The 26,075-nt window shown below is 40.4% G+C and carries 22 protein-coding genes and 13 tRNA genes; 27 read left to right on the top strand and 8 right to left on the bottom strand.

The window, feature by feature from the left end; translation table 11 throughout:
* The first annotated feature begins 159 nt into the window (after positions 1-159).
* Positions 160-2,769 (top strand): MGH1-like glycoside hydrolase domain-containing protein, encoded by a 2,610-nt coding sequence (locus ACO1QW_RS18320; protein ID WP_486260827.1) that lies wholly within the window; start codon positions 160-162, stop codon positions 2,767-2,769.
* A 9-nt stretch (positions 2,770-2,778) separates the two neighbouring features.
* The gene (locus tag ACO1QW_RS18315) at positions 2,779-3,726 is read left to right on the top strand and encodes a DUF72 domain-containing protein (protein WP_486260826.1); all 948 of its coding nucleotides are present in this window, start codon (positions 2,779-2,781) and stop codon (positions 3,724-3,726) included.
* A 1-nt stretch (position 3,727) separates the two neighbouring features.
* Here ACO1QW_RS18315 and ACO1QW_RS18310 read toward each other — a convergent pair whose 3' ends face one another.
* On the bottom strand, positions 3,728-5,089 hold the full coding sequence (locus ACO1QW_RS18310) for a Y-family DNA polymerase (RefSeq protein ID WP_486260825.1): 1,362 nt from the start codon (positions 5,087-5,089) through the stop codon (positions 3,728-3,730).
* Positions 5,090-5,124: 35 nt separating this feature from the next.
* On the bottom strand, positions 5,125-5,568 hold the full coding sequence (locus ACO1QW_RS18305) for a LexA family protein (protein WP_486260824.1): 444 nt from the start codon (positions 5,566-5,568) through the stop codon (positions 5,125-5,127).
* Between the two features lie 302 nt (positions 5,569-5,870).
* On the opposite strand from ACO1QW_RS18305, the gene ACO1QW_RS18300 reads away from it, so the two are divergent.
* The 22 genes from ACO1QW_RS18300 (at position 5,871) to ACO1QW_RS18195 (ending at position 15,553) form a co-directional block, all read left to right on the top strand.
* Entirely contained in the window at positions 5,871-6,494 is a 624-nt protein-coding gene (locus tag ACO1QW_RS18300; protein WP_486260823.1) for a 2'-5' RNA ligase family protein, read from the top strand.
* Positions 6,495-6,651: 157 nt separating this feature from the next.
* Complete coding sequence (locus ACO1QW_RS18295; protein ID WP_486260822.1) at positions 6,652-7,761, top strand: PA0069 family radical SAM protein; 1,110 nt, start codon at positions 6,652-6,654, stop codon at positions 7,759-7,761.
* 35 nt (positions 7,762-7,796) lie between these two features.
* Positions 7,797-8,207, top strand: a complete 411-nt coding sequence (locus tag ACO1QW_RS18290; protein ID WP_486260821.1) for a Dabb family protein — start codon at positions 7,797-7,799, stop codon at positions 8,205-8,207.
* 328 nt (positions 8,208-8,535) lie between these two features.
* Positions 8,536-8,688, top strand: a complete 153-nt coding sequence (locus ACO1QW_RS18285) for a hypothetical protein (RefSeq protein WP_486260820.1) — start codon at positions 8,536-8,538, stop codon at positions 8,686-8,688.
* A gap of 78 nt (positions 8,689-8,766) precedes the next feature.
* Entirely contained in the window at positions 8,767-8,904 is a 138-nt protein-coding gene (locus ACO1QW_RS18280; protein WP_486260819.1) for a hypothetical protein, read from the top strand.
* Positions 8,905-8,976: 72 nt separating this feature from the next.
* Positions 8,977-9,049, top strand: a tRNA-Pro gene (locus ACO1QW_RS18275).
* Positions 9,050-9,263: 214 nt separating this feature from the next.
* A tRNA-Gln gene (locus ACO1QW_RS18270) sits at positions 9,264-9,336 on the top strand.
* A gap of 5 nt (positions 9,337-9,341) precedes the next feature.
* Positions 9,342-9,414: transfer RNA gene (locus tag ACO1QW_RS18265), tRNA-His, on the top strand.
* Between the two features lie 101 nt (positions 9,415-9,515).
* Positions 9,516-9,588 (top strand) — tRNA-Arg (locus ACO1QW_RS18260).
* Between the two features lie 9 nt (positions 9,589-9,597).
* Positions 9,598-9,669, top strand: a tRNA-Met gene (locus tag ACO1QW_RS18255).
* Between the two features lie 7 nt (positions 9,670-9,676).
* Positions 9,677-9,749: transfer RNA gene (locus ACO1QW_RS18250), tRNA-Ile, on the top strand.
* An 8-nt stretch (positions 9,750-9,757) separates the two neighbouring features.
* A tRNA-Ile gene (locus tag ACO1QW_RS18245) sits at positions 9,758-9,832 on the top strand.
* 7 nt (positions 9,833-9,839) lie between these two features.
* Positions 9,840-9,911: transfer RNA gene (locus tag ACO1QW_RS18240), tRNA-Val, on the top strand.
* 5 nt (positions 9,912-9,916) lie between these two features.
* A tRNA-Lys gene (locus ACO1QW_RS18235) sits at positions 9,917-9,991 on the top strand.
* 4 nt (positions 9,992-9,995) lie between these two features.
* Positions 9,996-10,067 (top strand) — tRNA-Asn (locus ACO1QW_RS18230).
* A 75-nt stretch (positions 10,068-10,142) separates the two neighbouring features.
* Positions 10,143-10,226, top strand: a tRNA-Ser gene (locus ACO1QW_RS18225).
* 96 nt (positions 10,227-10,322) lie between these two features.
* Positions 10,323-10,409: transfer RNA gene (locus tag ACO1QW_RS18220), tRNA-Ser, on the top strand.
* 187 nt (positions 10,410-10,596) lie between these two features.
* Positions 10,597-11,079, top strand: a complete 483-nt coding sequence (locus ACO1QW_RS18215; RefSeq protein ID WP_486260818.1) for a ribonuclease H-like YkuK family protein — start codon at positions 10,597-10,599, stop codon at positions 11,077-11,079.
* Positions 11,080-11,104: 25 nt separating this feature from the next.
* Positions 11,105-12,256: an AAA family ATPase gene (locus tag ACO1QW_RS18210; RefSeq protein ID WP_486260817.1), complete on the top strand. Its 1,152-nt coding sequence runs from the start codon at positions 11,105-11,107 to the stop codon at positions 12,254-12,256.
* A 208-nt stretch (positions 12,257-12,464) separates the two neighbouring features.
* A tRNA-OTHER gene (locus tag ACO1QW_RS18205) sits at positions 12,465-12,525 on the top strand.
* A gap of 435 nt (positions 12,526-12,960) precedes the next feature.
* Complete coding sequence (locus tag ACO1QW_RS18200; protein ID WP_486260816.1) at positions 12,961-14,058, top strand: slipin family protein; 1,098 nt, start codon at positions 12,961-12,963, stop codon at positions 14,056-14,058.
* A gap of 49 nt (positions 14,059-14,107) precedes the next feature.
* A complete protein-coding gene (locus ACO1QW_RS18195; RefSeq protein WP_486260815.1) occupies positions 14,108-15,553 on the top strand; it encodes an RtcB family protein in 1,446 nt (481 codons plus the stop codon).
* A gap of 66 nt (positions 15,554-15,619) precedes the next feature.
* Here the strand turns inward: ACO1QW_RS18195 and ACO1QW_RS18190 are convergent, their stop codons facing one another.
* The 3 genes from ACO1QW_RS18190 to ACO1QW_RS18180 are packed head-to-tail and all read right to left on the bottom strand — an operon-like array spanning position 15,620 to position 17,590.
* Complete coding sequence (locus ACO1QW_RS18190; RefSeq protein WP_486260814.1) at positions 15,620-16,228, bottom strand: hypothetical protein; 609 nt, start codon at positions 16,226-16,228, stop codon at positions 15,620-15,622.
* Entirely contained in the window at positions 16,215-16,706 is a 492-nt protein-coding gene (locus ACO1QW_RS18185; RefSeq protein ID WP_486260813.1) for an RNA polymerase sigma factor, read from the bottom strand. Before ACO1QW_RS18185 ends, ACO1QW_RS18190 begins: the two co-directional genes overlap by 14 nt.
* Positions 16,707-16,744: 38 nt before the next feature.
* Entirely contained in the window at positions 16,745-17,590 is an 846-nt protein-coding gene (locus ACO1QW_RS18180) for an alpha/beta fold hydrolase (protein WP_486260812.1), read from the bottom strand.
* Positions 17,591-17,806: 216 nt separating this feature from the next.
* Between ACO1QW_RS18180 and ACO1QW_RS18175 the strand changes: the two genes are divergently transcribed.
* On the top strand, positions 17,807-19,747 hold the full coding sequence (locus ACO1QW_RS18175; RefSeq protein ID WP_486260811.1) for a M1 family metallopeptidase: 1,941 nt from the start codon (positions 17,807-17,809) through the stop codon (positions 19,745-19,747).
* Positions 19,748-19,811: 64 nt separating this feature from the next.
* On the opposite strand, the gene ACO1QW_RS18170 is transcribed toward ACO1QW_RS18175, so the two are convergent.
* Together ACO1QW_RS18170 and ACO1QW_RS18165 are read right to left on the bottom strand one after the other, a co-directional pair.
* On the bottom strand, positions 19,812-20,582 hold the full coding sequence (locus tag ACO1QW_RS18170) for a DUF2490 domain-containing protein (protein ID WP_486260810.1): 771 nt from the start codon (positions 20,580-20,582) through the stop codon (positions 19,812-19,814).
* A 22-nt stretch (positions 20,583-20,604) separates the two neighbouring features.
* Positions 20,605-21,696, bottom strand: coding sequence for a metallophosphoesterase (locus tag ACO1QW_RS18165; RefSeq protein WP_486260809.1), 1,092 nt, complete (start codon positions 21,694-21,696; stop codon positions 20,605-20,607).
* Positions 21,697-21,884: 188 nt separating this feature from the next.
* On the opposite strand from ACO1QW_RS18165, the gene ACO1QW_RS18160 reads away from it, so the two are divergent.
* Both ACO1QW_RS18160 and ACO1QW_RS18155 read left to right on the top strand, forming a co-directional pair.
* Positions 21,885-23,339, top strand: coding sequence for a RapZ C-terminal domain-containing protein (locus ACO1QW_RS18160; protein WP_486260808.1), 1,455 nt, complete (start codon positions 21,885-21,887; stop codon positions 23,337-23,339).
* A 122-nt stretch (positions 23,340-23,461) separates the two neighbouring features.
* Positions 23,462-24,289: a sugar phosphate nucleotidyltransferase gene (locus ACO1QW_RS18155; RefSeq protein WP_486260807.1), complete on the top strand. Its 828-nt coding sequence runs from the start codon at positions 23,462-23,464 to the stop codon at positions 24,287-24,289.
* Between the two features lie 228 nt (positions 24,290-24,517).
* Here ACO1QW_RS18155 and ACO1QW_RS18150 read toward each other — a convergent pair whose 3' ends face one another.
* Positions 24,518-25,696: an acyltransferase family protein gene (locus ACO1QW_RS18150; protein WP_486260806.1), complete on the bottom strand. Its 1,179-nt coding sequence runs from the start codon at positions 25,694-25,696 to the stop codon at positions 24,518-24,520.
* Positions 25,697-26,075 lie beyond the last annotated feature (379 nt).

Below are 26,075 nucleotides of genomic sequence, written 5' to 3'. Positions count from 1 at the left end.
TATTCGTTGAATAATCTTCTGTTATTGCTTCCATATTAAAAAAGATTGCAACAGGAAACGTTTGCAATGCAGTTTTCGCATTTATGAAACTGCAGAATAAAATATATTGCCGCTTTGCTAAATCCTGTACTGTTTGAAAACATCGGTTAAATAAAAAGTATGACAGCAGAACAACAACGACTTTTAGATAATGCAAATAAAACTGTTCCACTTGAACGCTGGGGTCCTTACCTCAGCGAACGTCAATGGGGTACAGTGCGTGAAGATTATGGTGAACACGGCGATGCCTGGGGTTATTTTCCATTTGAGCATTCTCACTATCGTTCTTATTTATGGGGTGAAGATGGCTTAGCTGGTATCTCCGATTATTTTCAGAACCTGTGTTTTGGTGTGGCATTGTGGAATGGTAAAGATTCTATTCTGAAAGAGCGATTATTTGGTGTGGGAAATTATAGCGGTAACCATGGCGAAGATGTAAAGGAATTATATTACTATCTCGACAATGTTCCATCGCATTACTACATGGAATATTTATACAAGTATCCGCAAAGCGCTTTTCCTTATAAAAAATTGTACGAAGAAAACAGGAAGCGAAACCGGCATGAACCGGAGTATGAAATTTTAGATACACCCGTTTTTCGTAATAATCATTACTTCGATGTGCAAGTATCTTATGCAAAACAAAGTAGTAATGATCTGTTTATTAAAATTGATATTACAAATCGATATCACCGTGCTGCCGACCTTACTGTGTTACCCACATTATGGTTTTCGAACAAATGGAGCAACGATGAAAAGCAGATTAAACCAATACTGAAATACGTCAATCAACAGGCTGTGCATGCATGGCATAACAGGTTGGGCGATTATTATTTTTATTTTGCGGATGCAGATGATCTTTGGTTTACGGAAAATGAAACTAACAAAGAAAAATTTAATGGAACTCCTAACGCATCCATTTTTGTGAAGGATGCATTTCACGATGCACTCATCAAACACAAAAACAAAAAGAAACTGCGTGAAAGAAAATCCGGCACTAAGTGTTCACCCGTTTATGATCTTCGGCTTAAAGGGCATGAAACAAAAACACTTTACTTGCGGTTAGTAGATGGATACGTGGATCAACCATTTTACGAAGGCTTTGAACATTTGTTTCATCAACGTAAAGAGGAAGCTGATGAATTTTACAACGCTGTTATTTCTCCGTCGCTTACTGAAGATCAGAAGCGAATTTCACGTCAGGCGTATGCGGGGTTGTTGTGGAGCAAACAGTTTTACGAGTTTGATGTAGAACAATGGATCAATAAGAGCGACGGTATAACACCGGTGAATAATGGAAAGAAATTCGGACGAAACCATGACTGGTCGCATTTAAAGAATGCAGATATTATTTCCATGCCCGATAAATGGGAGTATCCCTGGTATGCTGCATGGGATCTGGCGTTTCAATGCATTGCTATGGCAGCTATCGATCCGGTGTTTGCAAAGCATCAGTTATTACTCATCATGCGTGAGTGGTATATGAAACCTGATGGACAGCTACCGGCATATGAATGGAATTTTGGTGACGTTAACCCACCAGTGCATGCTACAGCAGCATGGTATGTTTACAATATTGAAAAACGAAGAACAGGTAAAGGCGATGTACAATTCCTGAAACGCATTTTTCAAAAACTCATTATCAATTTCACTTGGTGGATCAACCGGAAAGATGAAAATGGAAATAATTTATTCCAGGGAGGATTCTTAGGTCTTGATAATATTGGTGTATTTAATCGCTCTCATCATATTCCAGGTAATCATCAATTAGAACAAGCTGATGGCACTGCGTGGATGGGCATGTATGCATTGAACATGATGGACATTGCTTTGGAAATAGCCATGTATGATGATGCGTTTGAAGATACAGCTACACGATTCTTCGAACATTTTGTATTGATTGCCGAAGCCTTAAATGAGCAGCATACATGGAACGAAGAAGATAAATTTTATTACGATGTATTGATTTTGCATGATGGAAGTCATTTGCCGTTGCGCATAAAGTCGGCTGTAGGCTTAACAAGTTTGTTTGCTGTATCAACAATTCACAAAGGAAGTTTAGCCCGTCTTCGTGATTTTAGAAAACGTATTTCCTGGTTTGAGAATTACAGGAAATCAAAGGGACGTTTTTGGCCCAATGAAGAAAAAAGTGATAGCGAAGAAATATTGATTTCATTGGTACCAAGAGAAAGATTGCTGGCTATCCTTACACGTTTGTTGGATGAAGCAGAGTTTTTATCGGTAGGTGGGATCAGGGCACTGTCAAAGGATCATGAAAATAATCCTTATTCAGTAGAGATCGATGGGCATGTATATTCAATCAAGTACGATCCCGGCGATAGCACCAGTGATATGTTTGGTGGCAATAGTAACTGGCGTGGCCCGGTATGGTTGCCATTAAATTTCCTTACCATCCAGGCAATAAAAAGCTTTGGTGATTTTTATGGTGATAGTGTGAAAGTTGAATATCCAACTGACTCAGGAATCTATTTAAACCTACGGGATGTGGCAAAGCAACTTTCGAATCGTATTGTGAATATGATGAGTGCTGATGCGAATGGCGATCGCAGGTGTTATGAAGATTACAATTGGTTTTACAAACAACCGGGCAATGAACATTTAATTAACTTCTATGAATATTTTAATGGCGATAGCGGTAAAGGCTTAGGCGCTAATCATCAAACAGGATGGACTGCTCTTGTTGCTGAATTACTGCACGAGTTCCAGTAAATTGCATCTATGGAGTTTGGAAGAGTAGATGAACAGGAATTGAACAGCATTGATTTTTCATTGCCTGCTGAGCCTGCGTTTAACAAAACCGTGTTGAATGGCAAGCCAACTAAAGATGCGAAAGTATATCTCGGCTGTGCAAAATGGGGACGAACAGAATGGGTGGGCAAAATCTATCCACCGAAAACAAAAGAGAGAAATTTTCTACAGCACTATGTGCAGCATTATAACAGCATCGAGTTGAATGCAACGCATTATAAACTATATGGTGAAGGAGGAATTCGCAAATGGGCCGAAAAAGCGAAGGGCATGGATTTTAAATTTTGCCCAAAGATGTACCAGGGTGTCACGCATCGTGGAAGTTTGACAGGCAAAGATTTTCTTACCAATGAATTCTTTCGGGGTATTGTTGGTTTTGAAGAACATCTTGGTCCCATCTTCGTGCAGGTGAGTGATACATTTTCGCCCAAGCGGAAACAGGAATTGTTTGATTATATGGCTTCGCTGCCAAAAGATCTGCAGTTCTTTTTAGAAGTTCGTCACCCTGATTGGTTTGGTAAAGAAGACATTCGTAACGAACTCTTCACTACGTTAAAACAAATGAACATTGGTGCTGTTATCACCGATACTGCAGGTCGCAGAGATTGTGCACACATGCACGTAACTGTACCAAAAGTATTTATCCGTTATGTAGGTAACAGTTTGCATCCTTCTGATTTTCCACGATGTGACGCATGGGTAGAGCGTATGAATTATTGGATGCAGCAGGGCATGGAAGAAACCTATTTCTTTATGCACATGCACGATGAAGCAACATCACCTGAATTAACTGTTTACCTGGTTGACAAAATGAATAAAGAAATGGGGCTGAATTTAATGAAGCCAAAGTTTATTGAAGGAGGTGTAACTGAAAAACCAAAGCCGAAACAAAGAGGATTGTTTGATAAAGATTTTTAGGTTACCTCACCTCATATAACTCTTCCCATCTGGTAGTATAACGTGGGCTGCGTAATTCCTGCCGCATCTTCCAGTCTCTTGAAGTGCCGCTGGCTGCAAACTTCAACACATCGTCACGCTGACTGAAGTTAATGTTGTCGATCATGTCCATCAACAGCCGCCCATTGTTTTTTGTTTCGGACACGAATAAATTGCCTTGAATAGATGCATCCGGTACTAATCCGCTAAGCATTACACCTGCTTTTTTGTAGAATGTACCTTCTTTATACAAACTATCAACCAATGCAACAGCCGGTTTAATTAATTCGTTGGTGAACGATGTAGCAGTTGGCAACGTAGCATACCTGCTGTGTGTAATACCACGGTTAAATGTAACGTTGTGGTTTTCGCCTTTCGCAACCACAAACACGCTGATGATGCTGGCTGCACTGTGTTGCCTTCTTAATTTTTCCGCAGCCCTTGATGTATAGGTAGCAACGGCCTCTTTAATATCGTGAATGTTATCAACCGGGCTACCGAACATGCGTGTGGTGGCAATCATTTTTTTTGTTACGAGTTCATCTTCCATATCTTTCGATGCAATGCCGTTCAGTTCACGTATTAAACGAACACCCACCACACCACCTAAATGCAATCGGCCAAATTCTTCACTCATTTTGCTTAATTGCACTGCATCATCAATAAACCATTGTTCTTTTAACTTCTTTGCATATTGATAGCCCACACCCCAAATGTCGCTGACGGTAGTTTGTTCTAAACTTGTTCGTATTTTTTCATCTGTATCAAGCACCAACACACAATCTGTTGCCTTTTTATTTTTCTTCGATAGACGATTTGCCAACTTGGCCAACACTTTTGTTGGAGCAACTCCAATGGACACTTTAATACCCGTCCATTGCTCGACAGTTTCACGCATGTCACGTGCAATACGTTCCAAATCTTCTGTTGGAAAAATGCTGAGGTCAACAAACGCTTCATCTACTGAATATACTTCCACATTCTGTTCCCCAATGATGGCCCGTAACGTATCCATCACCCGCATGCTTAAATCGCCATACAAATTGTAGTTACTGCTGAACACGGCCACATCATGTTTTTTGATCAATGGCTTCGCCATAAAATAGGGCCCGGCCATATCGACACCCAACGCTTTTGCTTCATCACTTCGACTGATAATACATCCATCATTGTTGCTGAGTACAACAACAGGCTTGTTATCGAGATGTGGTTTGAATAAGCGTTCGCAGGAACAATAAAAATTGTTGCAATCAACAATGGCGTACATGCTGCGATAGCCTGCATTTACAGAATGCTGTGCAAACAGACCTGTTTGTATTGGATTTATTGTTGATGTTATATTCATGCTTTTAGTTGTTGCTCATCGAACTGCCACTATCATTAAGCAAGTTTCTCAAATGAATGAATACTGTGTATTACCACTCCCCACATTTTAAAATCATCAAACTCCGCCAGGTTAATGTTTTTGTATCGATCGTTTTCGGCAATCAAAAATTCCGATGAAAAGTTTTTATGAAACCGTCGTACAATCAATTCACCATTCAGCACAGCAACAATAATTTTTCCATTCATTAGTTTTAACGAACGGTCAACAATTAAAATATCACCGTCAAGAATGCCAGCTTGCTGCATCGCATCACCTTTCATTTTAAAAAAGAAAGTAGCGGGTTTGTTTTTAATGAGTTGTTCATTCAAATCAATACCACGTTCGGCATAATCATCAGCAGCTGCACCAAAGCCCGTTGCATTTGCATTGCGCACCTGTTGTTGTGTAAACTGCTTGCTTCCTTTGTAAGCGGCGCCAAAAAAGTCTTCCCCATCCATAGTGATAAGTTTATCTCCGTTAAGAGTGTGAAAAAAAAGAATGTCTGGGTTCGTAAGAAAGTTTGGTAAAACTAAAACTTTTAGTAATTTAGTAGTGCAATTGAACCAATTATTTTTTTCAACTGCACTACTTCAAACTCACCCAATCAATCAGCACGCTGATTGACGTACACTACAAACAAGCCGGAACTATTTGTGCATCGTTTGCACTGCTGTTGTATTGAATCAATAGAGGCAACGCAACAAAGCGTAATGCGTCTGCATATCTAAAATCGTCAATCAAAAATTTAAAATTGTTTGTTATGCAATTACAATCAAACACCACCACTACTATTCCCGGCTATCGTGTGTACGAGTATTCGTTGGTGTTAAGTCCGCATGAAGAATTATCGAATCGAATTGTGAAAGTGAAAACAGAATTTTCAGCTAAATACAAATCCGATCATGCAAAGTGGGGCAAGCCTCACATCATCCTCGCTAACTTTCTTCAGTACGAAATGATGGAGGAACGATTGGTAAGTCGCCTCAACATGATTGCTATGGGTTTTCATCCCGTTAAAGTGGAGTTGCGTGACTACGGTAGCTTTCCTTCGCACACAATTTATATCAATGTGGTGAGCAAGTTGCCAATACAATCATTGGTAAAAACTATCCGCAGCGAAGCACAGCGACTCATGAAACTCAATGATGAAAACAAACCACATTTTATTTTGGAACCACATCTCACCATTGCACGCAAACTACAACCCTGGCAATACGAAAAAGGTTGGCTTGAATATTCGCACAAACATTTCACAGGTCGTTTCATTGCCGATGGTATGTTGTTATTAAAGCGACCGCTTCATGAAAAAGCCTACCAGATCGTTCGAAGGCTTTCATTTCAAAATCTTTCGGTTACAACAAAGCAGGGAGAATTATTTGGGTAACCAGCAACTGTATTGCAATTAAACTTTCGTTGCGTCGCACTCTTGTGCTGCAACAATTCTATTTATCTAATCTGCTACAAGACATGACGAATCATGACGAGATTTCTTTGTGCATCTTTCCGTCTTCCCGTCTTTGCGGCAAAAAAATAAAAACATCATGGCAGAAAAATTACAACAGGATCATTATAAAGTAAAGCCGAAAGATGCCGACGAAACGCAGCCGTATCATGCAGGCCGTGGCGCACAGTTCAACACTAAGAATAGATTTTTAAAGAACGAAGTAACCAAAGAACATATTGAAGGCATTGACGAATGGGAAGAAACTAGTCTCAAAACACAATACATCGAAGTGCATCCAAAAACTATTGTCAACAAAGTGGAAAGCCCCGATGTGCGAATGAGCTACAGTATGAATCCATACGCCGGTTGCGAACATGGTTGCATTTACTGTTTTGCACGTAATGTGCATGAGTACTGGGGCTACAGTGCAGGTATAGACTTTGAACAGAAAATACTTGTCAAAAAAAATGCACCGCAGTTGCTGCGTAAATTTTTAATGCATCCCAAGTGGGATGCAACACCCATTATGCTCAGTGGTAATACCGATTGTTATCAACCAGCCGAACAACAATTTCGTTTAACAAGAGGTTTGCTTGAAGTGTGCAACGAGTTTAATCAGCCCGTAGGTGTTCTCACCAAAAATGCATGGATACTAAAAGACAAAGATGTGTTGCAGGAAATGGCAAAGAAGAATATTGTATCGGCAATGGTTTCCATTACATCGTTGAACGAAGATCTGCGCAGAGTAATGGAGCCCCGTACTGTAACAGCAAAAGCAAAACTAAAAGTGATCAACGAACTCAGCAGCGCAGGTGTACGCATGGGTGTAATGATGGGGCCAATGATTCCCGGATTGAACGAGCACGAAATGCAACGCATCATGAAAGCTGCGAGGGATAACGGTGCAACATTCACAGCTTACACATTCATTCGTTTGAATGGTGCGATCAAATTTTTATTCCACGATTGGTTATATAAAAATTTTCCCGACCGTGCCGATAAAGTATGGCATCATATTGAACACAGTCATGACGGACAAGTGAACGATACACGTTGGGGTGTGCGCATGCGTGGCGAAGGGCCTATTGCACAAATGGTAGCGCAACAGTATACAAAATATGGCAAGCTGTATGGCATGAATGCAGAAGAATGGAGCCTGGACACAACAAAATTTCGGAGGCCGGGTATGCAGACGAGTTTGTTTTAGAATTGTGCAGTAACTTAACGCATCAAACAATCGCCATGCAACAAACCCGCAAATCATTCATCGCAAAACTTTCTGTAGCCACAGCTGCCATTGCCGGCTTATCTTCGTTCAAACAAAAACCAATGGGCAAAGAATTAAAAAATATCTTCATTCACCATGTTTACTTCTGGTTGAAGAATGCAGATAGCAAAACCGACCGTGACAAGTTAGTGGAAGGGTTAAAAAAATTATCGAATGTAAAAACTATTCAGAACTTTCACATCGGTAAACCGGCCGATACCAACCGTGAAGTAATTGAAACAGGGTATGCGGTTTCGTGGTTTGTACAGTTTGCTAACGGTGCCGATCAGGCCAGCTATCAAACCGATCCTATTCACTTAAAATTTATTGAGGAATGCTCGCATGTGTGGAGCAAAGTGATCGTGTATGATTCCGTTGATGTTTGATGTTCAAAAAAATATTTTTAAAATATTTGATCAAAAAGTTGGCAACATCAAAAAAATAAATTCATCTTTGCACTCACAAAAATTATAGACAACAAAAAATGCTACGCATACAATCACATATCGAAACGGTGAATCAGTTTAGTCCCAAGGGAGACTGTACTGTTTGCGGGGCACATGCTGCTGTTGAATAAAGTTGAAGAAACGAATTCGCTATAACACAGACCCCGCAAGAGATTGCGGGGTTTTTTGTTTTACAGTTTTTTGTTTGTAAACATCATGAAAGGCCGTTGCTATGAAATGAAAAACACCATTAAAAAACAATGAGTAAATGATCAGAACAAAACGAGAAGACATACGAATGAGTTTAACACATGCAATGAAATCATTGCATAGTTGGTTACTGCAACCAAACAGGAATGGTATGCCCAATAGTTATGTACTTGATTTTATTCATAAGCGACCGGATTGTATTCCTACATAGACAATTATGTAGTGAAAGAGCAAAGCCCGGTCGAAAAAAACGACCGGGCTTTTTTGTTCGATGAAAAAAGGAGATGAAATGCAACTGATTGTAATTGTGTTGATCGTTCGTTTGCTTTTGCAAATGATCAGCAATAAAAATGATGAAGAGAAAAATAACAATGATGTAGATGTGCAGGAGAATGTAGTGCATCCTGCAGCACATCAATTGCGATGATATTATAGTGCAGAGGATGGAAATAAGCGCACCCCGTGAGATGCAACGGGGCGCTTTTCCAACACTAAACATATAGCAGCATTCCAATTGGTTGGATACTCCGCCTGGAACGGAGAGACTACAGGTTCGAGTCCTGTCTGCTATACAAAATTTGAAACCCTGTAGCTTAAAAGGAAAAGCTGCGGTAAAAGTTTTAACGAAGCCGTGAAGTGTATGGAAGATGTCGTCAATACAAATCGTTTTGATGAATAGAATTTGCAGTTGCACCGAAATGTTTTTACAAAGTAGGGAAGCGCATTTACAGCCATACTGTTCCTGTAAAGGAAAATGTCGGTTCGAGTCCGGTCAGGGTTACAAATTATTGAGTGGTGCAATGGCTTAGCATATCAGTCTTTGACACTGATGATGATAGTTCGAATCTATCCTCAATAGCAAATGTTGGCTTTCGCTTATCTGGTAAAGCATCACACTGTGAATGTGAAGAACAGGGTTCGAGTCCCGGAGTCAACCAATACGGTTTGGTGTAATGGTAACACGATCATCTCCCTCGCTTTCTGAGAGGAAAGTAGCAGATGATTGTATTCGGTTCAAATCCGGAAGCCGTACAAATTTGACTTATAGTTCAATGGATGAGAATACTACGCTACGAACGCAGAGATACAAGTTCGACTCTTGTTAAGTCAACAGACTCATTGCGGTTTAGAGTAATGGTTAATTCAGAAGTCTCATAAGCTTCAGATACAGGTTCGAATCCTGCAGCCGCAACAATCATTGACCCATAGCTCAATGGTTAGAGCAGGAACCTTATACGTTCAAGATTATCAGTTCAAATCTGATTGGGTCAACAAAATAAGATGACTTAGCTCAATTGGTTGAGAGCATTACCCTGATACGGTAGAGGTTGAAAGTTCGAGTCTTTCAGTCATCACAAACAATGCGACTTAATTCAATGGAAGAAGATCATCGTTACAAGGTGATAGTTGAAAGTTCGAATCTTTCAGTCGCAACAAAATGGCTCGTAGCTCAACTGGATAGATGTTCCCGGCTTTTAACCGGGAGGTTGTGAGTTCGAATCTCACCGGGCCAACAATGGATGAATAGCTCAACGGCAGAGCAGCGGTTTGTTAGACCGTTGGTTGAAAGTTCGAATCTTTCTTCATCCGCAATTGTAAATGCGACGAAGTTGGGGAGTCGTAGAGGTCTGTAAAACCGCTGCTTTTATAACCACTCACACTTACGGAGAGAGTCCGGCTGGTCATGGATGCTGTCTTGAAAACAGACTGGGTGTAAAAACCTCAAGAGTTCGAATCTCTTTCTCTCCGCTGTGTATTGGAAAACATGATTTGTGATATGCAGTACAAGAGTGTGACGCAACGAAGATGATCGGAGTTTTTGTTGCCGGGAACAAAAAAGAAAAAGGAGAGTTGACAGAGTGGTAATGTGCCAGCCTGCTAAGCTTGGGCTATCGTTTATTCGGTACAAAGGTTCGATTCCTTTACTCTCCGCAATTGTTTGGAACAGTGTAGTTCGATGATGAGGAAATAAGATATCAGTCAGTAACTGTAACAAACAACTGGTGCTTTGGCAGAATGGATATATGCACCGGAGTGAAATCCCGGACATCGTGGTTCAATTCCACGGAGCACCACTTAAAATGAAAAAGGAAGAATGAAAAATTAAAAACGCAAAACAATGGAACAGCGGCAATGGAGAAAATTGAACGGAGAAAAAATTCGGCGGCCTATTGAGGACGAAGTAAGAGCTGTGTTGGTACGTGAAAAAGAAATGGGACACAAAATAAAAGTGTGCATTGGTACCGATAGCCAGGTGAAGAGTAAGGAAACTGAATTTGGAACCGTGATCGTTTTTATCCGGAAAGGAAAAGGTGGATTCATGTACATCCATAATGAAACAACAAAACAAAAAATGAGCATTAAACAACGGATGTTAACGGAAGTTGCCATGAGCATTGATGTGGCGTATGGATTGTGCAGGTTGTTTACGTTGTACAATGTAGATATGGAAGTGCATGCCGATATTAACACTAACCCTTCTTTTAAAAGCAATGATGCGTTGAAAGAAGCAATGGGTTATATCATGGGGATGGGCTTTGCTTTCAAAGCAAAACCTGAAGCCTTTGCCAGTAGCAGTTGTGCAAATAAAGTAGTGCAATAATTAAGTAAAAAATAAAAGAGATTATATGGAGCTATATATAACAATAATGTTGTTGATCTGGATCTTAATAGGAGTATGTCCTCCTGTTGCTGTGTGGATCAGCAGAAAACTAAGGCAGTTATCAGAAAAAAGAACTGCCGGAATTTTTGAACATCATTACCTGGAAGCAAAATCATTTTACATGTACAGGTTTAAAACAATCCCTTGTACAACTTATGTAGATGAAATTGATATCAACAAGGCATTTGAATACCTGGATAAAAACTCAAAAGACATAACGGAAGATATTTACCAGGCATGTTATTATGATTGGACACAAAGCAAACAGGTTTTTAGTAAAACGCTTTTTGTTTTGAAGAATAGAGTGATGGTGGAGCTGATGAATGACTATGCCAGGATTTTGTATCCGAATTACAGGTATAATGAAGCAGACAACCTGGTAAACATTTTCAGCGCCTATAAACTTCCTCAAAAACAGGAAGCTTATGAAATCAACATCATCACGCTTTCAAGAGATGGATTAGAGTTAAAGCAGGTAGAAATTAAACCAACGCTTCTTGATATCGGGATGTATTATAACGATGATTTTAAAGAAGTGGATGAAACGATCAAAGCCAGGCTGAATAGAGAAAGTGATAAAGGGATTATCCTTTTGCATGGTTTGCCCGGCACTGGTAAAACAACTTACTTACGTCACTTAATTGGCGGACTGAAAAAGAAAGTATTGTTTGTTTCACCATCGGTTGCAGGAAATTTAATGAATCCTGAGTTTATTGATTTGCTGATCGATAATCCAAATTCGGTCTTGATCATTGAAGATGCTGAGAATATTATGATGGACAGGAAATATAACAGTGATTCATCTGTATCGAACCTGTTGAATTTAAGTGATGGGTTGATGAGTGATTGTTTAAGTGTTCAGATCATTTGCACATTCAACAGCTCAGTGAACCTGATCGACTCAGCATTAATGCGCAAAGGTCGTTTGATCGCAAAATATGAGTTTGGTAAACTCGGCGTTGAAAAGGCAAATCGGCTATCGAAGCATCTTGGGTTCGATGTGAACATCGATCAACCAATGACCATTGCAGAGATTGCTAACCCAACCGAAAAAACACAACCGGTTGAAAGAACGGAAGTGATCGGTTTCAGGCGACAGGTTGAATTAATGAATTAGGAATAATTTTCCTTACTCCCCTTTCGGAGATGGGGGCAAGAGCTTGCTTAACGGCAAGAAGGGTTTTAGTATGTTGACAGCAAACCAGGTTCGTGTTTCAAGGAAACACTGCAGTGCAGACGCAGTAGCTATCTGTATGCTGTTGCATCAATGTGCGGAGCCCTCCATACACTGTGAGTCGGAGGTTCGATTCCTTCTTCGCCTGCATAGGTGAATAGCTCAGTGGGTAGAGCAACAGAAACGTACCGGTTCGAATCCGGTTTCACTTAGGCGTGAATAGTTCAATGGTAGAACACTACACTGATAATGTAGCAAACGAAGTACAGCGCTTCTCAAATGCTGACCAGACAAATAAAGCCGGGTGAATGACGAGCCTCCCCTAAATCCCTCTGAAAGAGGAGACTTTTAAGCACTCCGATAATTAGAAATTTCTTTTTACTCGGAGTGTTACAAGCCTCCCCTTTGGGGAGGTTTGGAGGGGCCTGGTAATTACCCGAAAGTAAACAAAGAAGTATTGTAACAGCAGTTGCTTCATCATTCAGAATTGATGATACAAGTATTGTCAACAGGCGTTTGATGAACCCGTTGCAACAGCAATACAGATTATTTGCTTCCGTAAGAACAGGATGATCAAACAACCGGCTTTATTCTTTTTAAAAAATCTGTGCCTTGCATGCAATGCGCAACAAAACAAGTAAAATGATATGAAACGTGTAAAAGTAAATGCCTACCAGGTGGCATTGGTATTTAAAGATGGCGTGTATAAGTACATGCTGAAAGAAGGTAAGTATTGGTTGTGGAACAAAGAAGTGTATGTGTACGATGTAACCAAGCCATTTGTTGCGCCAATTGAACTGAACATTCTGTTGCAGGATGCTGATCTGGCAAATGCATTGCAGGTTGTGGAAGTAAAGGATAACGAAATTGTGTTGATGTATGAGAATGGTTTGCTGAAGCAGGTACTTAATGCAGGTCGTTATACCTACTGGAAAAGTGCTATTGAATATGTATTTGTAAAGGCCGACTTTGGCAAAGTGGAGATCGATGAAAACATTGATCGTGTTGTATTGCAAAACCGTTTGCTGGTTCCGTATGTGCGTAGCTACAGCGTGGAGAACTACGAAGAAGCATTGCTGTTTGTAGATGGTAAATACCAAAAGCGTTTGCAAAGCGGTATGTACTACTGGTGGAAGAACAATATTGCCGTGCATGTAGGTAAAGCAGATAAACGTTTGCAGCAACTGGAGATCAACGGGCAGGAAATTCTTACTAAAGACAAAGCGGCTTTGCGTTTGAATGCATGGGCACAATACAAAGTTGCTGATATTGAAAAAGCAATGTTGCAAAACAAGGAGTACGATAAACAATTGTACGTGGCATTTCAATTGGCCCTGCGTGAATACATTGCTGCTTATGGCTTCGATGAATTGCTGGAGAAAAAAGAAGCCCTTGCACCTTTTGTATTGGAGGCAGTGAAAGAAAAAGCTGCTACCCTTGGTGTTGAAGTAATTGGTTTTGGTATCCGTGACATTATCCTGCCGGGTGATGTAAAAGAGATCATGAACCAGGTGCTCATCGCCGAAAAGAAAGCGCAGGCCAACAGCATTATGCGTCGTGAAGAAACTGCCAGCACCCGTAGCTTGCTGAACACTGCCAAGCTGATGGAAGATAATGCGATGTTGTGGAAACTGAAGGAAATGGAATATGTAGAAAAGATCGCAGACAAGATCAGCAACATCAGTGTAAGCGGTAACGGCGTGTTGATCGAACAGTTGAAGCAGATCTTCGTACCGCAGAAATAAAATAAGATAGGTTGCAAATCAATGTAGCCTATCTTTTAAACGAAATTATATGAGTAAGTTAAAAATATCAGGAAAAGAATTAAGAGCGATTGGCTACCCGGAAGGACCGGTGATCAGCGTCGCCATGAATGTGATGCAGAAAAATTACAAGCATCACCCAAAGGAGGAAGTGATGGAACTGTTAAAGGCAGTGTTGGCATCGCCTGCAAATTATTTAGATGATGCCGTGCTGGCATTGATCGCAAAACAATTGATGCCAGAAGAAAAAGAAAGTGAAGGAGAGTTGTCGTTGAATCAAAACGGAATTCAATTTAATGTTTTTGGAAGCGAGCATATTGAACAAAGTGCCATGCACCAGATGTACACCGCAGCAAAATTACCTGTTGCAGTAGCCGGTGCCTTAATGCCCGATGCACATCATGGGTATGGTTTGCCAATCGGTGGAGTGTTGGCAACTCAGAATGCAGTAATACCTTATGGTGTTGGAGTAGATATTGGTTGCAGAATGTGTTTGAGCATTTTTGATATCGATCCGAAGGAATTGGTACAGAAAGAAGCATTCTTTGCAAGAGAGTTGGGCGAAGCAACCTTGTTTGGAAGTGGTGCACAGTTTCAGAGAAGTGAAAACCATGAAGTAATGGATAACGAATTGTTTTTTCAATTACCGTTACTGAAAGGATTGCATACAAGAGCATGGAAACAATTAGGATCAAGCGGAAGTGGAAATCACTTTGTGGAATTTGGTGTGGTTGAAATTGCTGAGAAAGATGAAGTGCTGGGTGTTGCACCGGGTAACTATCTTGGACTGTTGAGTCACTCCGGTTCAAGAGCGTTGGGTGCAAACATCGCCAATCATTATACCAAACTCGCTATCAGCAAAAGACGTTTACCACAGGATGCAAAAAATCTTGCGTGGTTAACACTTGATGAAGAAGAAGGAATGGAATATTGGTTAGCCATGAACTTAGCTGGTGATTATGCAAGTGCCTGTCACCACGTTATTCATAACAAGATCGCCAAGCAACTTGGCCGAAAGCCAATGAAAATGGTGGAGAACCATCACAACTTTGCATGGAAAGAAAAGTGGGAAGGAAAAGATGTGATCGTTCACCGGAAAGGTGCTACACCCGCTGGTAAAGATGTGCTGGGTATCATTCCCGGAAGTATGACTGCAACGGGTTTTATTGTAAAAGGAAAAGGTGAAGCTGCATCGGTTAACTCTGCATCGCATGGTGCCGGGCGTTTAATGAGTCGTTCCAAAGCCATGCAAAGCATCACCCACAATGCATTGAAAGATGAATTGAAAAAACATGGCGTGAAATTGTTTGGCGGAGGATTAGACGAAGCACCTTTTGCTTACAAAGACATCAACCTGGTGATGCAAAGTCAGCAATCGTTGGTGGATGTGGTAGGAAGCTTTACTCCGAAGATTGTGAAGATGGATGGCCCGAGTATAAAGCCTTGGCAGAAGACGAGAGAAGTGGAAGGTGAATAGGCTTTAAAAGTTGAAAGGGTAATCAGTAACTCCTGTTGTTGAAAAGCAACAGGAGTTTTTATTTAATCATTCCGCCTTCAACTGCTCTTCAATCAACTTCAGCACATCCATAATTCCTTTTAACCGCTTTTCTTCTTTGGCTAAAATGCGTTTGCCAAGAATGAAATACGCATACAGCATCCATCCGCAATACACAATAATGAGCAGAATAATATAACCGATCGGACGGCCATAGACTACTTCTAAAAAATACAACCCCATTCCTAAATTCAAAAAGAAAAAATAGAGCGGCTTATTCCATTGAATCTGCTTTTTACGAAAGCTATAATAATCTTCCCATTGTTGCAGGTGTTGAGCAGGCGCTAACGTATCATCAACCAAACTCACTTTGTAAGCGGTAAAAAGTGTAAGGATGGATTGCAACAAAACAGTTGTAATAATGATCCATACCGCAATATGTGTAACCACCCATGTGAGTTTTACATTACTGAAGTAGATTGTCCAGATGATAAACAAGACGGTGAAAAATAAAATGATACCCCCAAACAGCAACTGCCGGAATAATTTCGTCCTTGTATCTTTCGATTGACGGGTAATGACCTGCAGGTCCACTGTTTTTTGTTCAGCCGGTTTCGACTGCTGCCACAAATCTTTTAATGCATCAAAGTCTTTCATAACTGCTATAAATTTCGCTGAGCTGTATTTTAATCCGGTGAATTTTTACACGCAGGTTATTTTCGGTAATGCCGGTAATCTCGGCAATCTCTTCATAAGGTTTGTCTTCCAGTACGAGTGTAATGATCAGTCTGTCTGTTTCGGCTAGCTTGCTGATGCATTTATACAACAATTGTACTTCCTGTTCTTTGTTGCGTTCATCATCCGGTATCATCGCCAATCGTTCTTCATCAGCATCTACAAATTGTTCGTTCTTTTTGCGCAGGTGCGTTAAACAGGTGTTGGAGGCTATCCGGTAGATCCAGGTACTCCATGCTGCATCACCTCTGAACTTGTCCATATTCTTCCACACTTTTACAAAACTTTCCTGCAACAGATCTTCAGCCAGCATTGCATCGCCGGTATAACCAAGGCATAGTTTGCGTATGCCGGGAGCATACTGGTTATATAATTCTGTAAACTGTTCTTCCTGTTTCATTCGGCGGTAAGATAATATTGAAATTGATACCGTTGAATTTATTGTAAGAACGCATCCACTTTTGCATAAAACCATTCAGGCACATCATACATAATAAAATGTTTGCTGTTGGCTACTTCAATGGTTTTGTTTGGCACTTTTCTGAACTGGTGATTCAACATTAAATGACTGTTTGCTTCAGTACCATAAATACTGCCGAGCACCAATACCGGTTGTTTGATCTTTGCAATATCCTCACGCAGATCAGTAGTTGATATTTCAACAATGCTATAGCCTAATGTTTTACGATCGCATTGTGAGCTCCAGGTTGCAATTTGCTGTGCACGGGCCGTATCATTTACTTGAGCAAGCATGGCTCTTGTCATATTCTTTACATAATTCTCGTTCGGGATCATTTCAAAATTTTTGGCTACAGCTTCCGGATTAAACTGCGGATTTTTTTTCAATACTTCTGCATTGGCGGTAGTATCAGCTACTGCTGACACAAACGGTAACCCATCAACGCAAATGATCTTTCCAAACAAGTCGGGCTCAACACTGCTCACCCACAGACTCATAAATGCACCCAAACTATGACCGATCAACATGGGTTTGTTTAGCTTTTTTGTTTTTACATAATTGATGAGTTCATTACGAACTGTTTTTAGGATAGGTGTATCCAGTTTTGGTACGCCTGCATAACCTGCAATGGTGATCACGTGGCATTCATAGCGGTCTTTTAGATGAGCAACGCTTTCGTTCCAAACTTCGCCGCTGCAACTGTAGCCGGGAATTAAAATGACGGGTTTGCCTTTGCCGGTAACTTCTACTTTAAAGGCATTGTTTTGTGCCTTTACTTGAAAGATGATAAGGCTGATGATCAAGAGGGCGAATACTTTTTTCATGATTGATATAGTTTATAAATGCTTGTTTTTTGTGGTTTACAGCTATTTGATACTTGGATAGAAGGATTATTACAGGAAAAAGAAAAAATATTCTTAAGCCCGCTGCCAGCTGGCTTGTTAAAAGTTATAAAGTCTTACTGGGCCTGCCTTTTAACAAAATATTCTTTTCCATATTGGCAAAGCTTCGTTTCTTTAGCGCTACTATTAATCACAACTATGAAGAGATTATTTTTCCTGGCAGTGAGTGTGTGTTTTACCACTGTATTGCTTGCACAGAGTAAGTACGATCATCGTGAAGCATTTCATCCGTTCTTCTATCCAAACTTTGGTAACGAATACAGAAGTGCAAGTGGTCAACCAGGGCCGAAATATTGGCAAAACCAGGCCAATTATAATATCCAGGCAACTATCGATCCTGATAAACATACTGTAGCAGGCACAGTTGCATTGCAGTATGTAAACAATAGCCCGGATGAATTAAGATTTCTCTGGTTGCAACTCGATCAGAATATTTACCGTAAGGATTCTCGTGGGTCCGCAACTACCACCACGTTAGGTGGCCGTTGGGCCAATGGAGAGTTTACCGAAGGCAACATCATTCAATCAGTAAAAATTGAGCAGAGCGGTAAACTGGTTGATGCAAAATACCAGGTAACTGATACACGCATGCAGGTGTGGTTGCCCGATGTATTAAAGAGTGCAGGTGCATCAACAAAAGTTGTGATCGAATATAAATTCACCGTTCCTGAATATGGAACCGATCGCATGGGTCGTCTTAAACAAAAAGATGGCTGGGTTTATGAAGTGGCGCAATGGTTTCCACGTGCAGCAGTGTATGATGATATTAACGGGTGGAATGTGAATCCTTATTTAGGTGCAGGTGAGTTTTATCTTGAATATGGAACAATCGAATACAGCATTACTGCACCATCAAACATGATTGTTGTTGGCAGCGGTGGGTTGATGAATGCAGAAGAATGTTTTACTGCAGAACAGATCAAACGTTGGGGCGAAGCAATGAACAGTGATAAGACGGTAGTGATCCGTTCAGCTGATGAAGTGAATAAAGCTTCATCACGTCCCGGCAATCTTTCTACCACATGGAAATTTAAATGTGAAAACACACGTGATGTGGCATGGGCTGCAAGTACAGCGTTTATTATGGATGCAGCACGTATGAATTTACCAAGTGGCAAAACAGCAATGGCGGTAAGTGTTTATCCAAGAGAAAGTGCATCGAAAAAAGATGGTAACGATTGGCGTCGTTCAACTGAATACACAAAAGCAAGTATTGAGTTTTACAGCAAATACTTGTTTGAGTTCCCTTATCCTGTTGCAACCAACGTAGCAGGTATTGTGGGAGGAATGGAATATCCGGGCATTGTGTTTTGCAGTGCAGGTGCAACAGATGCAGGATTGTTTGGTGTAACAGATCATGAGTTTGGTCATACCTGGTTCCCCATGATCGTGGGCAGCAACGAACGCAAATTTGCCTGGATGGATGAAGGCTTCAATACGTTCATCAACATCCTTTCAAGCGAAGCCTTTAATAAGGGTGAATACAAAGAAGTGCCAAGTGTAAGTGGCATGACGAATTATGTGTTTGGCGATAAAATGGATGGCATGCTCAATGGTGCTGATGTTGTGCAGCAACAGAATCTTGGTGTGGCTGCTTATTTTAAACCGGGTATGATGTTGTATGTTTTGCGCAATGAAGTGTTGGGTGCAGAACGTTTCGACAGAGCATTTAAAGAATATGTTCGTCGTTGGGCGTTTAAACATCCAACTCCATGGGACTTCTTTCACACCATGGAAAACGTTGCCGGCGAAGATCTGAACTGGTTCTGGCGTGGCTGGGCATTAAATACATGGAAGTTTGATGTGGCAGTAACCGAAGTAAAACCTGTTAACGAAGGCGGCATCAGCGGTGTTACAATTAAATTACAGTTGCTTGAGAAAATGCCGATGCCGGTAACAGTGAAAGTGATTGATGTAAACGGCGGAGAGCAAATCATTAAACTACCTGTTGAAGTTTGGCAGCGTGGCGATACATGGACTTTCCCTGTTGCAACAAAAGCAGCAATAAAAGAAGTGATCGTTGATCCTGAGTTGAGATTACCTGATGCGAACCCAGCGAATAATAAATGGACAAAATAAAATGTTCAGATAAAAAAGAGACCCGGTCAACGACCGGGTCTCTTTTTTATATATGCAGTTATAACTAAAGGTTGACATTGAACACACTGCTGATAATAAAACCATTGTTGTGCTGAAAAACATTTCGTCCGCCAATCTCTCTTGACAATTGTACAATCTGGCTGAGATAACCTGCTTCCAATCTGAACTTCGGAGAAAAACGATAACCAAGCAATAAACCTAAACGGTTTTGATCGAAGATGTTTTCATTTACATTCTTACCAAAGCCAATAAGTATTTCATCATAAGCAGCAACATAAGGTTCATTATCTTCCAGTGTTTTGCCTATTAATGAATGTTGTAAACGAAGCATGTAACGGGCACGGTTCATAAATAACCATTCATCTGGTTTTGCAGATGCTGCACTCGCATAACGTGGTAACCATCTTTGTTCAAGCATGATGCGGTGTGATAGGTCAAGTGTTCCTGTTCGTTGAGCAAGCGTTGCAGCTTCATATATCCGATGTTCTGAAAAGGTTTTGCCAAATGCATTGATTGGGTAGTCGCCATATGCAAAGGTTTCAGCCCATGCGTAGCCAATTCTTAAAGTAGTGCTGCTGTTTGCGTGATAGTTTACACCCGTGCGTAACAAACTTTGTTGCCAGGTTTTTATAAAATCTTCTCTTCGCCACTGGTATTCCAGATGCGCACTCCATTTTTTGTTGAATGCAAATGTGCCTGTGGCGGCATACCAGCCGATCTTATTATTATCTCTAAGTCTTGTGTTTTGAGCTGAGCCGGTAAATGCAATAAACAAAAAAGCAACGGCTGTAAAAAGTTTGATCGATTGTTTCATGGTCCGCAAAGTTAAAGGGAGATCATGAAATGAGCAGATCGCTCAATTTCATTTCTTCCAGTACTTCACGTTCAGGGCCGGTGCTTTTCTTTTTCCATTTGATAAGACGAATCATGCCATCAGCCAGTTCAATACCGGTAATATCGCCATCATTATAACAACAACAACCGGTGTTGAAATAAAAGGGCCGCATATTGGTATAGTTGCTATTTACATAATCATATTCTTCCTGGCGAAAACGTATCTCTTTGTTTATTTGTTGGGCAGCTGCTTCATCTTTCTTTTGTTGTGCATCGATCAAATTTTTATACAAGTGTTCGAGATGTGTAAGCGATGCAAATACAGGTTGATGTGTATGACCCGTAATAAGCACAGGATTTTTATCCTGCTTGCTCCACTCATACATAAAACGATTGTGTACTGTTTTTAATTCCCTGCTTGCTGCCGGTGTGTTAGGATTTAAGTTGAGATAACTCTGTATAGGCGCCCATACTCTTGATACAAACCATGCACTAAATGCATTGCCATCACTTTGCCCATCGCCCTGGTGACCATGCGTAAGAAAAATATCCAGCTTTGTATTGTTGATGGTTGTTTGCAATACAACGCCTTCATAAATCTTTACTGTTTCTTTATACATGCTCAACAAGTGCAGCGATGCAAATGGATCGTTGTTCCAGAATACATCATGGTTGCCATAGACTTTGGTATAGCGTTTTTCAGCAAGAAATTTTTTCTCTGCTTCCGTGGTAAGTTTATTTTTCGATTTAACCGGCCAAACGGTATTCTCCCACAACTCTTCACTATCGCCCAATGAAATAAAATGAAAACCAGCCCGGTAATAATGATCCAATGCTGCGAGATAGTTGGGTTCGGCAATCATAAAATCATCGCTGCCATTCTTTGCTCCTTTATGTTGATCACTAAAAATAATGAAGCGATCTGTTTCTGCATTCATTTGCAGCAGGAGTCCTTTCTTACCCGGTTCTTTTAATGTGTTTTCATACAATTTAGTTAATGCGTCATGCACCCGTTGAAGATTGGGCTTACTTGAAAAACGATTGGCAAGCCGGCTAACCGGTTGTACAAGTATAGATTGCAGAAAGCGACGCATCACTAAAATTAACGATTAGCTACTGATTTAACTTTGCGGTGTGAAAAGTGATTGGTGAAGCTTTTTTTCATTTGATATTTTTCGCTTGATTCCGCCCAGATAGTATATCCATAAAAACAGCATACTGTTGTTATAATCCACAATATTTTTTATGGATATTTCATTTACTTTTACCGCAATCATTTGCTATGTCCCAGATTGTTGAACAAATAGAATTACTTTATAAAGAGGTGTTTGGTGAGGCGCCGGATTCAGTTGAGAAAATTCCACAGAGTGGAAGTGACCGTGTGTATTACCGTGTAATCGGCCCCACCATTTGTATTGCCACAACCGGTAAGAATGTGAAGGAGAATCAAACCTTCTTAAAATTCAGCCGGCATTTCAAGAAAAGTAATTGCCCGGTACCCGCTATTTATATCGTATCGGATAACGATGAGATTTATTTGCAGGAAGATTTTGGTGATCAATCATTGCTGGATGAACTTCAAACGCATGGATACAATGATCATGTATATGGTTTGTTTAAACAAAGCCTGCATCAATTGGCGCATATGCAAATTAATGGCCATGTAGATTTTAATTATGATTGGTGTATTACTTCAAGAGAGTTTGGTCGGCAGGCGATTCTTTCTGATCTATTGTATTTCCGTTATTATTTTCTCGATACGTTGAAGATTCCGTATGATAAAGAAAAACTGCAGGAAGATTTTGAAGACCTGAGTATTTATCTTACAAGAGTTGAACATAAATATTTTATGTTCCGTGATTTTCAGAGTCGTAATGTAATGGTGAAAGAAGGAAAGGTTCATTTTATCGATTACCAGGGAGGTATGAAAGGTGCCGTGCAATATGATGTTGCATCAATGCTTTGGCAGGCGAAAGCAGAGTTGCCTGATGAATGGAAAAATGATTTGCTTGAGTTTTATATGGACTGTGTTGAAGATGTATTGAAGAAAACAATTGATCGCAATCGTTTTGTGAGTCAGTATAATGGTTATGTGCTGATCCGTTTGTTACAAGTGCTGGGTGCGTATGGGTTTCGTGGTTTGTTCGAACGTAAAGCACATTTCTTAACCAGCATTCCATTAGCATTACGCAACCTCAAATGGTTTTTAAGAAACAAGCAAATAGGGGTTGCGTTACCTGAGTTTGAACGTTTGCTTGGCTTAATGGTAGAAGATGAAGTGATCAGTCGCTTTGAACCGCCAAAGGCAACAGATGAAACGCCGTTGGTTGTTCACATCAACAGCTTCTCATATAAATCAACAGGCATTCCTAAAGATGAAACGGATAACGGCGGTGGATTTGTGTTTGATTGCCGGGGTATTTTAAATCCTGGTCGTATAGAAGAATTTAAAACCCAAACCGGAAGAGATAAAGGTGTGAAAGATTTTCTTGAACTGCAGACAAAGATGCCGCAGTTTTTAAACAGCGTTTATAATATTGTTGATATTGCTGTTGAAGATTATATACAACGTGATTTCTCGAGTTTGCAGGTAAGCTTTGGTTGCACGGGTGGACAGCACCGCAGCGTATATGCGGCTGATGCATTGGCCCGTCATTTGAAAAATAAATATGGCGTGAAGATCGAGTTGAAACATGTAGTGCAGGATGCAAAGAACTGGATCAATCAAACGTATTGAATGGTTAATGGTTAATGGTTAATGGTTAATGGTTAATGGTTAATGGTTAATGGTTAATGGTTAATGGTTAATGGTTAATGGTTAATGGTTAATGGAGTGTTACGAATTGCAAGTTATGGGTTATGAGTTTATGGCTTGTAAGTTGTTTCCTGGTTCACCGCAGAGAAAGGAGAAAAGAGTTAACGCAGAGAAAAATAAAAGTAATTACATCAAGTATGAAGGCAATGATTTTTGCGGCAGGATTGGGCTCTCGTTTTAAACCATGGACAGATCATCATCCAAAAGCCCTTGCGTTGGTTAATGGAAAACCTTTGTTGCAGCGCAATATTGAATACCTGCAGCAATATGGTATTACTGATGTGGTGGTGAATGTGCATCACTTCGCTGACCAGATCATTGAAGCAGTTGAAGAACATAAAGGTTGGGGAAGTAATATTATCATCAGTGATGAAAGAGATGAGGTATTGGAAACCGGTGGTGGTTTATACAAAGCAAAACATTTGTTAGAAGACCAAGAACCATTTGTGACGATCAATGTGGATATTCTTACTGATTTAAATCTTAATGACCTACTTGCATTTCACCGGCAGCGCAAGCCACTGGTTTCATTTGCAGTAACGAATCGAAAGACAGCACGTAATTTTTTATTTGACGATGAAGATAAATTATGTGGCTGGCGTAATATAACAACAGGTGAAGAGAAGGGGCCGGTAGTTTTTTATAGCGAAGCCGAAAAGAGAAAACTGGTTGAAAAAGCGTATAGCTGTGTAGTGGTATTTGAACAACGTTTTTTTTCATTGGTGAAACAACACGGCAAGTTTTCTTTAACTGAACCATATCTTGATCTTGCTGCTGAGCATACCATACTTGGTTATGACCATAGTGGTGATAAGTTGGTTGATGTGGGGAAGCCGGAGAGTGTGAAGGTGGCGGAAGCTAATTTTCAATAGCCGTATTTATAAGATTAATAACTGTCTGCAACAACATTTCATTTTTATTTTGATGCTTGTTCTTTTGTCTTGACACAAAGAACCAAAAAGTCAAGCAGGAACATAATACCCCCATGTTCCTGCAAATGCCTTGATGGAGCATTTGTACTACTGTGGTGAAGAGCAATTGTACACACACGATCATCCTATGTTCAACATCGTGAGCTTTACTATTATCTCTTTATCTTACTACACTTTGATGTAAATCTTCTTTTTATCCAGCCAATAACAAATTGCCCAGTACATTATAATCATGCAGATGGCATAAACCAGTGAGCCGTTTTCGGGAATACCAGGTACTTGTTTGCAAATCTTTTCATAGAACCATCCAAATGGTGAAAGATATTTTGGTAAACCTTCTGCATTGATTCCGTTCGGTATACGAATGAGACCTAATGCCCGTGGAAGAAAACCACTCAACACAAAAATGAAGAGCGGATTTTTACCAAACACATCAAAGAATTTTGTGAGTCCGTTTTTTGCTTGTTTAATTTCAATAAACCAGATGAGTGTTGCAATGGTGTAGATGGCAAGACCAGTCGTGTAAACTGTATAAGAACTCGTCCATATTTTTTTGTTGATAGGAAATGCCGTATTCCATACAAGACCTGTAACGGTGAGTATAGTAGCGGTTACAAACAGAGATGCGACCAGTTCAAATTTATTACGATGACCTGATGCATCTGCCATACGGGTTTTCTTTTGAATATAATCACCAACCAGATAACCAAAGATCACCTGTACAATGGCAGCAAAAGAACTCATCAATCCTTCGGGATCAAATGGAATGCCTTCACCTTTATACAAATGAGATTCGCCCAGTATGGATTTGTCTATAGCAGTTCCAAACCATCCATTTAAACTATAAGGGTCGCCCGGAGTGCCCAATAGCAAAGAAAGCATCCAATAGAAAAGCAGCAGTATTGCAGCAATCACAAATGCAGCACGTTGTTTGGCGTAATAAACAATCACCGATGCGAAAAAGTAACAAAGGGCAATGCGTTGCAGCACACCCATGATCCGGAGATTATCGAGTGGTTTTAACTCCAAAATATTTCCATTCCATTTTACAAAGGGGCTCCAGTTGAGTAGAAGGCCAATGAGGAAAATGAGTAAGGTCCGTTTAACTACTTTTTTCCAAAAAATGGAATTGCCGGCTTGTTCAAGTTTTGGCATCACAAAAGCCATTGCATTGCCCACAGCAAACAGAAAGAACGGGAATACAAGATCAGTGGGTGTGCATCCATGCCAGGGGGCGTGTTCGAGGGGAGCATATATGTGTGACCAGGAGCCGGGATTATTTACCAATATCATAAGTGCAACGGTGGCACCACGGAAAACATCGAGGGAATAAAAACGCTGGTTCAATGCGGAAAGTTTTGTGAGAATGAATGTAGGGAGGATTTGTGAGGTATGAGGGATGATTTCTGATGGAGGATTTATGACGGAGGTTGTTGTTTTTTGGTGTTGGTTGAGCCAGCCTGAAAGCAGGCGGTTGGCTCGTCCAACTGTTGTCTGATTTTTACGTCATATACGCTTTAAGTACGCTTTATCTAGGCTCTATCCAGGGAGTATCCACGCTTGAACTTGAATGAACGAAGTTGGTTGTCTAGTCCTAAAATAGCTATACAGGTGAGAGAATAAATCCTGGATTAGCTATACACCCGGGACTGGTAATCCTAAAGGAGCTATACAGGATCATTTTTTTCAAATTTATGCATTAATGGGTTGCGTGTACTTAACGGTT

It is taken from the genome of Lacibacter sp. (genome assembly GCF_057361365.1).
This window is presented reverse-complemented; position numbering and strand designations above follow the sequence as displayed.